This is a genomic window from Salipiger sp. CCB-MM3 (assembly GCF_001687105.1).
Taxonomy (GTDB): Bacteria; Pseudomonadota; Alphaproteobacteria; order Rhodobacterales; family Rhodobacteraceae; genus Salipiger.
Genome location: NZ_CP014595.1, coordinates 1,813,115 through 1,826,367 on the forward strand (window position 1 = coordinate 1,813,115; position 13,253 = coordinate 1,826,367).

Consider the following 13,253-nt stretch of genomic DNA (forward strand, 5'->3'; position numbering starts at 1 on the left):
TGGACGGCGCGATGGATCCCCGGCTGACCCCCTCGAATGGCCGTGTCGCCGCCGCCCATCTGCAGGGCGAGGTCGAGGCGCAGCATTTCACCGAAGGCGCGCCTGCCTCGGTGAGCGCCCCGGTGACCGACCTTCTGCGCACCCCCGGCGGCGCGCGCGATCGACAGCTTGTCTATGGCGCCGCGCTGATCGTCTATGAGCGCTACGAGGGCTGGGCCTTCGGGCAGGCGCAGGCCGATGGCTATGTCGGGTTCGTCTCGGAAGAGGCGCTGGGGCCGGTGACCACGCCGACCCACCGTGTCGCCACGCGCGCCACCCATGCCTATCTCGAGCCCAATATGAAGACCCCGGATCAGGCGTTCCTCAGCCTCGGCGCGCAGCTTCAGGTCAGCGGCGAGGAGGGGCGTTTCCTGAAAACCGAAGCGGGCTTTGTCCCCGCAGGCCACCTGCTGCCGCTGGCGCGGCCCGAGCCCGACCCGGTTGCGGTCTCCGAGCGCCTTCTCGGCACACCCTACCTCTGGGGCGGCAATTCGGCGATGGGGATCGATTGTTCGGGGCTGGTGCAGGCCGGGCTGCGCGCCTGCGACATGGCCTGCCCCGGCGACAGCGACATGCAGGAAAAGGGGCTGGGCGAGACGCTCGCCCCCGGCACCCCGCCCAAGCGCGGCGATCTGCTGTTCTGGAAGGGCCATGTGGCTTGGGTCGCCGACCCCGACACGCTTCTGCACGCCAACGCCTATCACATGGCTGTCGCCTTCGAGCCCTTGGCCGAGGCGGTGGCCCGCATCGAAGCTCAGGGCGATGGACCCGTCACCCGCCACGCCCGCCTGACCGGAGTCCTCTCATGACCAGTGATCCTTTCTTCCATCCCGTCTCTGGCATGGACCTGCCGCGTTTTGCCGGGATTCCCACCTTCATGCGCCTGCCGCTGGTGCAGCCGGATCACGCGCGCTTTTCAGAGGTCGAGATCGGCCTCGTCGGCGTGCCGTGGGACAGCGGCACCACCAACCGGCCCGGCCCGCGCCACGGCCCGCGCCAGCTGCGCGACGCCTCGACGATGATCCGCGCCGAACATGGCCACACCGGCGTGCGCCCCTTCGAGGCCGCCGCCTGCGCCGATCTTGGCGACGTCGGCCCGAACCCCGCTGACATTCAGGACAGCATGGCGCGCATCACCGCCTTTTACGACAAGATCGTCGCGGCGGGCATCCGGCCTCTCACGGGCGGCGGAGACCACCTCTGCTCGCTGCCGGTGCTGCGCGCGCTCGGTAAGGCAAAGCCGCTCGGTATGGTGCATTTCGACAGCCATACGGACCTTTGGGACAGCTATTTCGGCGGGTTCAAATTCACCCACGGCACACCCTTCCGCCGTGCAGTCGAGGAGGGTCTGCTCGACCCGAAGCGCGTGGTGCAGATCGGCATCCGCGGCCCGATGTACGACCATGAAGACCGCGATTTCGCCAAGGCGGTGGGCATCCGCATCATCCCGATCGAGGAGTTCCACGCCCGCGGCGTCGAAGACGTCATGGCCGAGGCGCGCGAGATTGTGGGCACGGAGCCGACCTATGTCAGCTACGACATCGACTTCGTCGATCCCGCCTTCGCCCCCGGCACCGGCACGCCCGAGATCGGCGGTCCGAACTCCTATCAGGCGCTGCAGGTGGTGCGCGAGCTGATGGGACTGAACATCGCGGGCGCCGATCTCGTGGAGGTCTCGCCGCCCTTCGACAGCACCGGCGGCACCGCCTTCCTCGGCGTGACGATCATGTTCGAACTGCTCTGCGCCATGGTCGGCCAGAGCGCCTGACGCCGGGAAGCGCCGCGCGGTCAGTCATCGACTGCGCGGATCAGCTTGCGCTCGAGCACCCGCAGCACGGTCTTCAGATCATGCCCGCGTTTGAGCACCTGCCCCTCCATCGAGATCACCGCGTATTCCCCTTGCCGATTGCGCAGCTTGGGGCGTTTCTCGATGCAGTAGAGCGGGTTTTCGGCGGTGCGGCGGAAGACGGAAAACACCGCCACCTCGCGCAGCGAAGAGATGCCATAGTCACGCCATTCACCGGCCGCCACCATGCGGCCGTAGAGAGAGAGGATGACGTTCAGCTCGGTCCGGTGGAAGGCAACAACATCGCTGCCGCGTCCCGGAAAAGGTGTCAGGCTGTTCATATCCCAAAGCTGCGCCTGATGTGGTCACAAATCAAGATCCCCCGTGCACCTCACGGGGTTATGAGCTTTGCGCTGCGACAAATATCGCGGGTAAGAGGCGTTCCGCCGAGGGCGGCGCTCGCTCAGGTGCCCGAGAGCATCCGCGACACCGACAGCGCATAGCGGTCGGTCATCCCCGAGACGAAATCGGCCAGCGCGTGCAGCGCAGGCTCCGGCCCGTCGATGTCGCGCAGGTCGAGCGAGAGGGCGCGGGCGATCTGCGCCGGATGGCCCTTCAGCGCCTCGGCCTCCCATCCCGCCGCCGCCAGCGTCTCATAGACCGGCAGCACCCCGTCCAGCACGTTGCGGATCACCTGCCGGCCCGAGATCTCCAGCTCGGTCTTGCGCCGCGAGGTGAAGATGCGCTCATGCGCCATATCCTCGATACGCGCGAAACTGCCCGCGCAGGTCGAGGCACCAATCAGCGAGTCGGAAAAGCTGCCCGCCATGATCGCCGGGTAGTTGCCGCAGAAGGCCGCGACACAGGCGTCGATGGCCCGCCCGATGGCCAGCGAGCGCAGCAGCGCGATATGTTCGGTGCGGGTCAGCCCGGCGGTGTCGCGGTTGGGCCGTCCCGCCAAGTCCTCGAGCAGGTCGCGCACCACGTCATAGGGCAGATCGCCAGAGGTATAGGCGTCCTCGAGATCGACGATATTGTAGCAGATGTCATCGGCGGCCTCGACGACGAAGACCAGCGGGTGACGGCGCCACCAGCGGCCGCCCGCGATCTCTTCCTCGGGCAGGCCGCAGCCCTGCGCCACCTCGGCAAAGAGCGCCTCTTCGGCCGCGAAGACACCAAATTTCTTCAGCCCGACATAGGTCTTGCGGGTCTCTGCCGGCAGCGCGGCGCGGGTCGCCGCCGTGGCGGGATACTTCATGAAGGCCCCGAGCACCGCTTTCGACAGCCGCATGCCACCGGCGCTGCGGTACATCTCCAGCCGGGTGATGATCCGAAAGCCCTGCGCGTTGCCCTCGAAGGCGGCAAACTCGTCCCGCAGCCCGCTGTCGAGCGCGCCGCAGAGCCCGCCGCCCGTGTCGAAGCGTTCGGCGAACCAATCCCCGATCGAGGCCTCGCCGGAATGGCCGAAGGGCGGGTTGCCGATGTCATGCGCGGCGCAGGCGGCCTGCACCACATTGGCGAGGCTGTGGTCCTCATGCGGGCCGATCTCGCCCTGTTCGATCAGCCAGTGCCCGATGTGCATGGCCAGCGAGCGCCCGACGCTGCCCACTTCGACCGAGTGGATCAGCCGGTGGTGGATGTGGTCGTTTTCATAGAGCGGATGCACTTGCGTCTTGTTGGCCAGCCGCCGGAACGGTGCGGAAAACACGATGCGGTCATGGTCCTGCACAAAGATCGACCGGTTGCGCCCTTCGGCATATTTCGGATCGCTCAGCCGTTCGGCACAAAGAAGGTCGCTCCACTGCATCGCTCTGTCCTCTTCGTGTTAGGCGCGTCGGGTCCGGCAAAGACCTAGCCGAGGGCAGGGGCCGGGGAAAGGGCGCTGTCCCATCTTCCTCTTGGCAGAAATATCCCGGGGGAGGCCGCGACGCGGCCGGGGGCAGAGCCCCCAGAAAAACCCCCTGAAAACTCCCGGAGGAGGCCCATCCGGATCCAAAAGTTTCCGATCCGCTCCAGCCCGCGCAAGCAATCACCAAAAAGCGACGTAATGGATGTATTTCCCGTCTTGCCCGAATCCGCGCCCTCGCATAAATGCGGCGGTGGGACACCCTTCCCCAACGAAGGGCGACTATCTGTAAGGTTAGAGACATCATGGCTAGACCCCAACCGTCCGCGCGGCCGGCAAACCCGCGCTTTTCTTCCGGCCCCTGTGCCAAGATCCCCCATTTCTCGCTGGACATGCTGTCCGATGCCGCGCTCGGTCGTTCGCACCGTGCCAAGGTCGGCAAGGACAAGCTGAAGGCTGCCATCGAAGGCACCCGCGAGATTCTCGGAATTCCCGCCGACTATAAGATCGGCATCGTGCCCGCCTCGGACACTGGCGCCATGGAAATGGCCATGTGGTCGCTGCTGGGCGCGCGCAAGGCAGAGATGCTGGCGTGGGAATCCTTCGGCGCTGGCTGGGTGACCGATGTGGTCAAACAGCTGAAAATCGACGCCGAAGTGAAGACCGCCGATTATGGCCAGATCGTCGATCTCGCCACCGTCGACTTCAACAATGACGTCGTCTTCACCTGGAACGGCACCACCTCCGGCGTGCGCGTGCCGAACGGCGACGCGATCCCCGAAGGCCGCGATGGCCTGACCATCTGCGACGCGACCTCGGCGGCTTTCGCGCAGGACCTGCCCTGGGACAAGCTCGATGTCACCACCTTCTCCTGGCAGAAGGTGATGGGCGGCGAAGCGGCCCACGGTATCCTCGTGCTGAGCCCGCGCGCTGTCGAGCGCCTCGAGACCTACACTCCCGCATGGCCGATGCCGAAGATCTTCCGCATGACCAAGGGCGGCAAGCTGATCGAGGGCATTTTCGTCGGCGAGACGATCAACACCCCGTCGATGCTGGCGGTCGAAGATTACCTCGTCGCTCTGGACTGGGCGCGCAAGATCGGCGGCCTTAAAAAGCTGCAGGAACGCGCCACCACCAACGCCAAGGTGCTGTGGGACTTCTGCGACCGCCACGACTGGCTCGCCAACCTCGCCGAGGATGACGCGACCCGTTCGAACACCTCGGTCTGCCTGAAGTTCACCGACGACCGGATCAAGGACGGCGCGGCTTTCGCCAAGGCGGTGGCCAAGAAGCTCGAGACCTACCACGTCGCCTATGACATCGGCGCCTATCGCGATGCCCCGGCGGGCCTGCGTATCTGGTGCGGTGCCACGGTCGAAAGCGCCGACATCGAAGCGCTGACGCTGTGGCTCGAATGGGCCTTCGAGACCGAGATCGAAGCACAGGCAGAAACGGCCTGATCCGCACTTTTTGAGCAAAATGCGGGACCGCGCGCGGCGGTCCCGTCTTTCCCTGCATCCAGATTTCCCCGAAAGGACCGCTGAAATGGCTCCCAAGGTTCTCATCTCCGACAAGCTTTCCGACGCCGCCGTTCAGATCTTCCGCGATCGCGGCATCGAGGTCGACTTCCGCCCCGAGCTCGGCAAAGACAAGGACGCGCTGGCCGAAGTGATCGGCAACTACGATGGTCTCGCCATCCGCTCGGCCACGAAGGTGACCCCGTCGATCCTCGAGAAGGCGACCAACCTCAAGGTCGTCGGTCGCGCTGGCATCGGCACCGACAACATCGACAAGGAAGCCGCGTCGAAAAAGGGTGTCATCGTGATGAACACCCCCTTCGGCAACATGATCACCACCGCCGAGCACGCCATCGCCATGATGTTCGCCGTAGCCCGCCAACTGCCCGAGGCGTCCGAGTCGACCCATGCCGGCAAGTGGGAAAAGTCGAAGTTCATGGGCGTCGAACTGACCGGCAAGACCCTTGGCGTGATCGGCGCTGGCAACATCGGCGGGATCGTCTGCGACCGTGCGCGCGGTCTGAAGATGAAGGTCGTGGCCTATGACCCCTTCCTCGGCCAAGAGAAGGCCGACAAGATGGGCGTAGAGAAGGTCGAACTGGACGAGCTGCTGGCCCGCGCCGACTTCATCACGCTGCACGTGCCGCTGACCGACCAGACCCGCAACATCCTTGGCCGTGAGAACCTCGCGAAGACCAAGAAGGGCGTGCGGATCATCAACTGTGCCCGTGGTGGCCTCGTCGACGAGGAAGCGCTGGCCGAGCTGCTGAAGTCCGGTCACGTGGCTGGCGCCGCCTTCGACGTGTTCGCCGTGGAACCCGCCAAGGAAAACGTGCTCTTCGGTCTGCCCAATGTGGTCTGCACCCCGCACCTCGGCGCCTCGACCACCGAAGCGCAGGAGAACGTGGCGCTGCAGGTTGCCGAGCAGATGGCCGACTACCTGCTGACCGGTGCCGTGTCGAACGCGCTCAACATGCCGTCGGTGACCGCCGAGGAAGCCAAGGTCATGGGGCCGTGGATCAAGCTGGCTGGCCATCTCGGCAACTTCATCGGCCAGATGACCGATGAGGCGATCACCGCGATCAACATCCTCTATGACGGGGCTGTTGCCGAGATGAACCTCGAGGCGCTGAACTGCTCGCTGATCGCTGGCATCATGAAGACCATCTCGCCCGAGGTGAACATGGTCTCGGCTCCGGTGATCGCGAAAGAGCGCGGCATCCAGATCTCGACCACCAATCAGGAACAGTCGGGCGCCTTCGAGGGCTACATCAAGGTGACCGTGGTGACCGAGAAGCGCGAGCGTTCGATCGCAGGTACCGTGTTCTCGGATGGCAAGCCGCGCTTCATCCAGATCAAGGGCATCAACATCGAGGCCGAGGTGGGCGAGCACATGCTCTACACCACCAACGAAGACGTGCCGGGCATCATCGGCAAGCTGGGCTCGATGCTGGGCGACCACAAGGTCAACCTCGCGAACTTCACGCTGGGCCGCTCGACCGCTGGCGGCGAAGCCATCGCCATCGCCTATCTCGACGAAGAGATCGGTGACGACGTGGTCACCGCGCTGCGCGACACCGGCCTCTTCCAGCAGGTCAAGCCGCTGGAATTCGACGTCGCCTGATAAGAAGGCCAAAGGCCGAAGCGACGACAGGGACAGAAGAGAAAGGGGCGCCTCGCGGGGCGCCCCTTTTGCCGTCGTGATGGGATCGGGCGCGCGTGCCGGTTCTCGGGCGCCAGCCCTTGCCTCTCGCCGGTCCGGGATCCAACTATGCCTTGCAGAAAGGAATTCCCATGCAGCCCATCTACGCCATCGGCGACATCCACGGTCAGCTTGAACGCCTTCACGAGGCACTTGCGATGATTGCGCGCGACGAACACGCAGGCGCGCCCATCGTCTTTCTGGGGGACTACGTGGATAGGGGCCCCGACGCGCGCGGGGTGATCGACTTGCTGATGCAGGGGCAGGCCGAGGGCAAGCCATGGGTCTGTCTGATGGGCAACCATGATCGCTACCTGCTGAGGTTTCTCGAAAACCCGCGCTACAAAGACCCGAATGTCTCGCGGCCGCTGATCTGGACCGATCCACCGCTTGGCGGGGCCAAGACGCTGGCCTCTTACGGCGTCGACGTGAGCGAGGGGCGCGCGATTGAGGACATCCATGCCGACGCGTTGGAGGCGATCCCGCAGGCGCATCGCGACTGGATCGCGGGGCTGCCGCGCCTGCACGAGACCGATGAGCACATCTTCGTCCACGCAGGCCTGCGGCCGGGTGTGCTGCTCAACTATCAGAAAGAGGATGATCTGGTGTGGATCCGCGGGCCCTTCCTTGACTGGAGGGGCGCTTGGGGGCGGCTGGTGGTGCATGGGCACACCGCGCTCGATGTGCCCATGCTCTATCCCAACCGGCTCAACATGGATGGCGGCGCGGGCTATGGCCGCCCGCTTTATCCCGCGCTTCTACTGGGCCGCGACGCGTTCCTGCTCGGACCCATGGGGCGCGTCCGCCTGTAGCGCGCACCACGCCTGATACTGCGACAGGAACACCCGGCCCGAGAGCTCTTCGAGGAAGTGCGAGCGCTTGAGCCGATCCATCACCGGGCCTTTCACCTCGGTCAGATGCAGGGTGATCCCTTGCTCATCAAGGCGGCGGTTGATCTCTTCGAGCGTTTCCAGCGCGCTCATGTCCACCTCGTTGACCGCCGGGAACATCAGCACCACGTGGCGCAGGTTCTGGCATTCGGCGACGCGGGTCAGCACGTATTCCTCGAGGAAGCGGGCGTTGACGAAGTAGAGGCTCTCATCGACCCGCAGCGTCAGCACGCCGGGCAGAGTTTCCACCTCATGCCGAAGCACGTTGCGGAAGTGATGCGTGCCCGGCACCAGTCCAACCTCGGCCACATGCGGCTTCGAGGTCTTGTAGAGATGCAGCAGGATCGACAGCAGCACGCCCGCAGAGACGCCTACTTCGACGCCCACGAGCAGGGTCAGCACGATGGTCGCTGAGACGGCGGTGAAATCTACCTTCGAATAGACCCAAGTCTTCTTGAGGATCGAGAAATCGACGAGGCTCAGCACGGCGACGATGATCGTCGCGGCCAGTGTGGCCTTCGGCAGGAAGAACAGCAGCGGGGTCAGCACCAGCGTCGCGAGGCCGATGCCCACGGCGGTATAGGCGCCTGCCGCGGGGGTTTCCGCGCCTGCGTCGAAGTTCACCACCGAGCGCGAGAAGCCCCCCGTCACCGGAAAGCCGCCCGAGAGGGCCGAGCCGATATTGGACGCGCCAAGGCCGATGAGTTCCTGATCCGGGTCGATCCGCTGGCGGCGCTTGGCGGCGAGGGTCTGTGCGACCGAGACGGATTCCACAAAGCCGATGATCGAAATCAGGATCGCGGGCATCAGCAGGGTCTTCCACATCGACGGATCCAGCGAAGGGGCCGAAAGCGGTGGCAGGCCCATGGGCACTTCGCCGACGACCTTCACGCCCACCTCATTGAGGCCAAATCCCCAGCTCAGCAGGGTGGTCACCGCCACGGCGGCCACCGGGCCGGCCTTGGCGAGGATGTCGGCCATGCGCGGGCCCAGCCCCATGCTGCGCAGCAGCGGCTTCAGCCCCTTGCGCACCCAGAACAGAAAGGCGGTGGCGGCGACGCCGATGGCCAGCGTGATGAAGTTCGTTTCCGGCAGATGCGCGACCAGCGAGCCGACAAGCTCGACCAGCGTGTGGCCCTCGGCGCTGATGCCGAAGATATGCTTGAGCTGGGAGGCGGCGATCAGCACGCCCGAGGCAGTGATGAACCCCGCGATCACCGGGTGGCTGAGGAAGTTGGCAAGAAAGCCGAGCCGCAGCACGCCGATGAGCACGAGGAAGGCGCCCGAGATGAAGGCCAGCGTGACCGCCGCCAGCGCGATCTGCGCCGGATCGCTGAGGCCCAGCTGGCCGATCGCGGCGGCGGTCATCAGCGAGACCACGGCCACCGGGCCCACCGCCAGTGCGCGGCTGGTGCCAAAGATCGCATAGGCCACCAGCGGCAGGATCGAGGCGTAAAGACCCATCTCGGCAGGCAGCCCCGCGAGCAGGGCATAGGCCAGCGATTGCGGGATCAGCATGATCGTCACGATGACAGCGGCCACGAGGTCGGAGGTCGCGGTGTCGCGGTCGTATCGGCTGGCCCAGTCGAGGATCGGCAGGTAGCGGGACAGGCGGCGAGGGATCTGCATGGGCGGTGTCCTGAGTTGCGCTCGCCCCGGTGGGAGCCGGGGTTTGGACTCTATATATTCTTAGAGCTGAATTTGTGAAGCGGGAAACGTATTTCCCCCAAAATAGTCTTGGCGCGGAACAGCGTCCGCGCCAAGCTCCACTTGCTGGGAAGATTTATCAAGATGCCGAGACCGGTTCGGGTTTCGCCATCCATTCTTTCCCGCGCAGCATCGCCTTCCAATAGACCGGCGGAAGGATTTGCTCTTTCAGAAGCCACGCGGCGCGAGTCGGCTTGGTGCCGTCGATCAGCCATTTGGGGAAGCTGGGCAGCAGCGTCCCGCCATAGCCGAACTCCGCCAGCACGATCTTGCCCCGCTCCACCGTCAGCGGGCAGGAGCCATAGCCGTTGTAAAGCGCCACGGGCGCCTTGCCGTCGATGTCGGCGGCGACGTTCTCGGCCACCACGGGCGCCTGCATCCGCGCGGCGGCGGCGGTCTTGGCGTTGGGCGCGTTCATCACGTCTCCAAGACTCCAGACGTTGTCATAGCTCTTGTGCCGCAGCGTGTTCTGATCGACGTCGACCCAGCCCGCCGCGTCGGCCAGCGGCGAGACACGGATGAAATCCGGCGCGGTCTGCGGCGGGCAGACGTGCATCATATCGAACTCCACCGTCACCTCGGTGGGCTCTGTGTCGGGTTTGGAGACCTTGAATGTGGCCTTGCGCGCCGGGCCATCCACCGCCACGAGATTATGGAAGAAGTTCAGCTTGGCACGGTACTTCTCGATGTATGTCTCGAGCGCGGGGACATAGTCCTTCACGCCGAAAAGCACGCCGCCAGCGTTCATGAACTCGATCTGCACGCGCGGCAGCACGCCGGTGCGGAACCAGTGGTCGCCCGAGAGATAGAGCGCCTTTTGCGGCGCACCGGCGCATTTGATCGGCATCGGCGGCTGGGTGAAGAGGGCGCGGCCGCCCTTGAAGCCCCGCACAAGCTCCCACGTGTAGGGCGCGAGATCATAGCGGTAGTTCGAGGTGACGCCGTTTTTGCCCAGCGTGTCCACCAGACCCTCGACCTTGTGCCAGTCGAGCTTCAGCCCCGGGCAGACGATCAGCCGGTCGTATTTCACCACCCGGCAACCATCCAGCACCACGGCGTTGTCCTCGGGCTCAAAGGCGGCGACGGCGGCCTTGATCCAATGCACGCCGCGCGGGATCAGGCTACCCATGGTGCGCGCGGTGGTCTGCGGCTCGAAGATGCCGCCGCCAACCATTGTCCAGCCGGGCTGGTAGTAGTGGATGTCGGCGGGATCGAGCAGGGCGATATTCAGGTCGGGCTTGCGCGCCTTCAGGCTGGCCGAGACAGCAATGCCCGCCGCGCCGCCGCCCACCACCACCACGTCGAACTTGGCGTCGCCGGTGTCTGTCGGGGTCTTGCCGCCGTTGACGATGCGGCGCACGACGCCCGCCATGTCGTAGCCCGCCTCCTTCGTGGCGGCGAGGATATGGGCAGGCGGCAGCGCCTTGGCCTGGCTCAGCGACCAGAGCGTGGCCGAGCGGGTGCCGCTGCGGCAATAGGCCAGAACCGGGCCGGGCAGGTCGCGCAGCGCCTTGCCAAACGCCTCGGCGTCGGCGTCCTGAACCTTGCCGGAGACCACAGGAATGTAGCGCGCCTCAAGCCCGGCGGCCTTTGCGGCGCTTTCGATCTCTTCGAAGTTTGGCTGGTCGGCCCCTTCACCGTCGGGCCGATTGCAGATGATGGCGCGATAGCCCGCCTCGGCGATCTGCGGCACATCGGCTGCCGTGATCTGCGGCGAGGCCGCGATGTCGTCGGTGATTTTGCGAATGTCCAAGTCGTGTCCTCCCAACTCGATTCGCATAGATCATATACATTCGAAATTAAGAATGCATTTGGTTCGAGCAGGGAGTGCCGATCACATTGTCGCAGGGTCAGCTTGGGCTGCCAGTCCAGACAAAGAAAAACGCCGCCCCGAGGGACGGCGTTTTCCAAAAATCCGAAAGGGATGGGATTAGAAGCCCAGGCCTTCGTATTTCTTTTTGAACTTCGACACGCGGCCACCGGCGTCGAGCAGGCGCGACGAGCCACCGGTCCATGCCGGGTGCACGGTCGGGTCGATGTCGAGAGACATCTGGTCGCCTTCTTTGCCCCAGGTCGAACGGGTCTGGTAGACGGTGCCGTCGGTCATCTTGACGTCGATGACGTGATAGTCGGGGTGGATGCCCTTTTTCATAACGGCTCTCCTTATGCGTCGGCGCCGGCGAGCGGCTTGTAGTTGGTCTGCTCTGCGATACGGGCGGATTTGCCGCGACGCGAACGCAGGTAGTACAGCTTGGCGCGACGGACTTTACCGCGGCGCACCACCTCGATCGAATCGATGTTGGTGGCATAGAGCGGGAAGACGCGCTCGACGCCCTCACCGAAGGAAATCTTGCGAACGGTGAACGAACCCGCGATGCCCTTGCCGTTCTTACGGCTGATGCAGACGCCTTCGTAGGCCTGCACACGGGTGCGAGTGCCTTCGGTCACCTTGTAGCCGACGCGCACGGTGTCGCCGGGCTTGAAGTCGGGGATGGTTTTCCCCAGGGCGGCAATTTGCTCCGCCTCGAGCTGTGCGATCAGATCCATCTGACGCTCTCCTATCTGCTCACGGTTTTTTCCGTGAAGGTGTCGCGTTTCCAGAGCTCCGTGCCTTCGACCGGGTCCGCCTTGGCGCCCGCAGGAGATGGACAACATCTTTGGCCTTTTCCGGCGTAGGCTCCGCGAAGGGGCCAATGCCGCGTCCGCGCCGCCAAAATCGTGCCGAAGAAACACGGAAGGCGGAAACGAACGAATCCACGAGCGCCCGGCAGGGCGTCGCGGATTGGCGCCATATAGGCGGGCGCGGGCGTTCAATCAAGGGAAAACTTGCGCCCGAGCGGTGTGGAGAGGGCCGGAGCGAGGGGCGCTGCCCCTCGCGCTCCCCGGCGTATTTTCAAAGAGAAGAAGGGGCGGGCGAAGGGGCTTTGTGGGCCTCAGTCCTTGCGGGCCTCATGCGCGGCCCAGAGATCGGGGCGGCGGGTGCGGGTGATCTCTTCGGACTGCTGACGGCGCCATGCCTCGATCGCCGCGTGGTTGCCCGAGAGCAGCACATCGGGGATGCGGTGGCCCTCCCATTCGGCGGGGCGGGTGTACTGGGGATGCTCCAACAGGCCGCTGGAAAAGCTCTCTTCTTCCGTTGAGGCGGCATTGCCCAGAACGCCGGGGATCAGACGGATCGTCGCGTCGAGCATCATCTGCGCGGCCAACTCGCCGCCGGTGAGGATGAAATCGCCGAGCGACACCTCAATGATCCGGTAGTGGTCGATGACGCGCTGGTCGAGGCCTTCGAAGCGCCCGCAGATCATCGTCACACCGGGGGCCTGCGCGAGGTGCTGGGCCATCTGCTGGTCGAAACGGCGGCCGCGCGGGCTGAGGTAGATCAGCGGCGCGCGCTGGTCGATCCGCGCGCGGGCATGGTCGATGGCACGGCCCATCACGTCGGCGCGCATCACCATGCCAGCACCGCCGCCCGCAGGCGTGTCGTCGACGTTGCGGTGCTTGCCCTCGCCAAAGTTGCGCAGGTGGATGGTGCTCAGCTGCCAAAGCCCGTCCTGCAGGGCGCGGCCGGTCAGCGAATGGCCCAGCACGCCGGGGAACGCCTCGGGGAAGAGGGTGATCACCTGCGCCTGAAACGCGCGGGAAAGCTCCGGCGCCCCGGTCATCAGCTCACGCGGGGTGAGGCTGGGGCGGATGGTTTTGCGGCCCGCGGCGCGCTGCGGTGTATCGGTCATGGCTGGCTGTCCTTTGCGCCCCGCATAGCGGGGGC

The 13,253-nt window shown here is 65.2% G+C and carries 12 protein-coding genes; 5 read left to right on the forward strand and 7 right to left on the reverse strand.

Translation table 11 applies throughout. From position 1 onward, the window contains the following. Nucleotides 1-11: 11 nt before the first annotated feature. Complete coding sequence (locus AYJ57_RS08790; protein ID WP_066106900.1) at nt 12-848, forward strand: C40 family peptidase; 837 nt, start codon at nt 12-14, stop codon at nt 846-848. Then, on the forward strand, nt 845-1,807 hold the full coding sequence (speB, locus tag AYJ57_RS08795) for an agmatinase (protein ID WP_066103843.1): 963 nt from the start codon (nt 845-847) through the stop codon (nt 1,805-1,807). Before AYJ57_RS08790 ends, speB begins: the two co-directional genes overlap by 4 nt. A 20-nt stretch (nt 1,808-1,827) precedes the next feature. Here speB and AYJ57_RS08800 read toward each other — a convergent pair whose 3' ends face one another. After that, nucleotides 1,828-2,166: a DUF2794 domain-containing protein gene (locus AYJ57_RS08800; protein ID WP_066103846.1), complete on the reverse strand. Its 339-nt coding sequence runs from the start codon at nt 2,164-2,166 to the stop codon at nt 1,828-1,830. A gap of 122 nt (nt 2,167-2,288) precedes the next feature. Continuing rightward, on the reverse strand, nt 2,289-3,632 hold the full coding sequence (gene dgt, locus AYJ57_RS08805) for a dGTP triphosphohydrolase (protein WP_066103847.1): 1,344 nt from the start codon (nt 3,630-3,632) through the stop codon (nt 2,289-2,291). Nucleotides 3,633-3,976: 344 nt separating this feature from the next. Between dgt and AYJ57_RS08810 the strand changes: the two genes are divergently transcribed. The 3 genes from AYJ57_RS08810 (at nt 3,977) to AYJ57_RS08820 (ending at nt 7,702) form a co-directional block, all read left to right on the forward strand. After that, the gene (locus AYJ57_RS08810; protein WP_066103849.1) at nt 3,977-5,131 is read left to right on the forward strand and encodes a phosphoserine transaminase; all 1,155 of its coding nucleotides are present in this window, start codon (nt 3,977-3,979) and stop codon (nt 5,129-5,131) included. Between the two features lie 85 nt (nt 5,132-5,216). Continuing rightward, nucleotides 5,217-6,812 (forward strand): phosphoglycerate dehydrogenase, encoded by a 1,596-nt coding sequence (gene serA / locus AYJ57_RS08815; protein WP_066103851.1) that lies wholly within the window; start codon nt 5,217-5,219, stop codon nt 6,810-6,812. A 170-nt stretch (nt 6,813-6,982) separates the two neighbouring features. Then, nucleotides 6,983-7,702 (forward strand): metallophosphoesterase, encoded by a 720-nt coding sequence (locus tag AYJ57_RS08820; protein WP_066103854.1) that lies wholly within the window; start codon nt 6,983-6,985, stop codon nt 7,700-7,702. Here the strand turns inward: AYJ57_RS08820 and AYJ57_RS08825 are convergent. The 5 genes from AYJ57_RS08825 to trmD form a co-directional block, all read right to left on the reverse strand. Further along, on the reverse strand, nt 7,649-9,409 hold the full coding sequence (locus tag AYJ57_RS08825) for a SulP family inorganic anion transporter (RefSeq protein ID WP_066103856.1): 1,761 nt from the start codon (nt 9,407-9,409) through the stop codon (nt 7,649-7,651). The genes AYJ57_RS08820 and AYJ57_RS08825 overlap by 54 nt on opposite strands. 157 nt (nt 9,410-9,566) lie before the next feature. Next, nucleotides 9,567-11,240 carry a bifunctional protein tyrosine phosphatase family protein/NAD(P)/FAD-dependent oxidoreductase gene (locus AYJ57_RS08830; RefSeq protein WP_066103858.1) on the reverse strand — a complete coding sequence of 558 codons (1,674 nt, stop codon included), beginning with the start codon at nt 11,238-11,240 and terminating at the stop codon, nt 9,567-9,569. 177 nt (nt 11,241-11,417) lie between these two features. After that, nucleotides 11,418-11,639, reverse strand: a complete 222-nt coding sequence (rpmE, locus tag AYJ57_RS08835; protein WP_066103860.1) for a 50S ribosomal protein L31 — start codon at nt 11,637-11,639, stop codon at nt 11,418-11,420. Between the two features lie 11 nt (nt 11,640-11,650). Next, nucleotides 11,651-12,034 carry a 50S ribosomal protein L19 gene (gene rplS / locus AYJ57_RS08840; RefSeq protein WP_066103862.1) on the reverse strand — a complete coding sequence of 128 codons (384 nt, stop codon included), beginning with the start codon at nt 12,032-12,034 and terminating at the stop codon, nt 11,651-11,653. 386 nt (nt 12,035-12,420) lie between these two features. Continuing rightward, complete coding sequence (gene trmD / locus AYJ57_RS08845) at nt 12,421-13,218, reverse strand: tRNA (guanosine(37)-N1)-methyltransferase TrmD (RefSeq protein ID WP_066103864.1); 798 nt, start codon at nt 13,216-13,218, stop codon at nt 12,421-12,423. Nucleotides 13,219-13,253: the final 35 nt, after the last annotated feature.

What these genes read in the sequence shown, in the direction of transcription:
- AYJ57_RS08790 (WP_066106900.1), top strand. Translation starts at nt 12, where the DNA reads ATGGATCCCCGGCTGACCCCCTCGAATGGCCGTGTCGCCGCCGCCCAT.
- speB (WP_066103843.1), top strand. Translation starts at nt 845, where the DNA reads ATGACCAGTGATCCTTTCTTCCATCCCGTCTCTGGCATGGACCTGCCG.
- AYJ57_RS08800 (WP_066103846.1), bottom strand. Translation starts at nt 2,166, where the DNA reads ATGAACAGCCTGACACCTTTTCCGGGACGCGGCAGCGATGTTGTTGCC.
- dgt (WP_066103847.1), bottom strand. Translation starts at nt 3,632, where the DNA reads ATGCAGTGGAGCGACCTTCTTTGTGCCGAACGGCTGAGCGATCCGAAA.
- AYJ57_RS08810 (WP_066103849.1), top strand. Translation starts at nt 3,977, where the DNA reads ATGGCTAGACCCCAACCGTCCGCGCGGCCGGCAAACCCGCGCTTTTCT.
- serA (WP_066103851.1), top strand. Translation starts at nt 5,217, where the DNA reads ATGGCTCCCAAGGTTCTCATCTCCGACAAGCTTTCCGACGCCGCCGTT.
- AYJ57_RS08820 (WP_066103854.1), top strand. Translation starts at nt 6,983, where the DNA reads ATGCAGCCCATCTACGCCATCGGCGACATCCACGGTCAGCTTGAACGC.
- AYJ57_RS08825 (WP_066103856.1), bottom strand. Translation starts at nt 9,409, where the DNA reads ATGCAGATCCCTCGCCGCCTGTCCCGCTACCTGCCGATCCTCGACTGG.
- rpmE (WP_066103860.1), bottom strand. Translation starts at nt 11,639, where the DNA reads ATGAAAAAGGGCATCCACCCCGACTATCACGTCATCGACGTCAAGATG.
- rplS (WP_066103862.1), bottom strand. Translation starts at nt 12,034, where the DNA reads ATGGATCTGATCGCACAGCTCGAGGCGGAGCAAATTGCCGCCCTGGGG.
- trmD (WP_066103864.1), bottom strand. Translation starts at nt 13,218, where the DNA reads ATGACCGATACACCGCAGCGCGCCGCGGGCCGCAAAACCATCCGCCCC.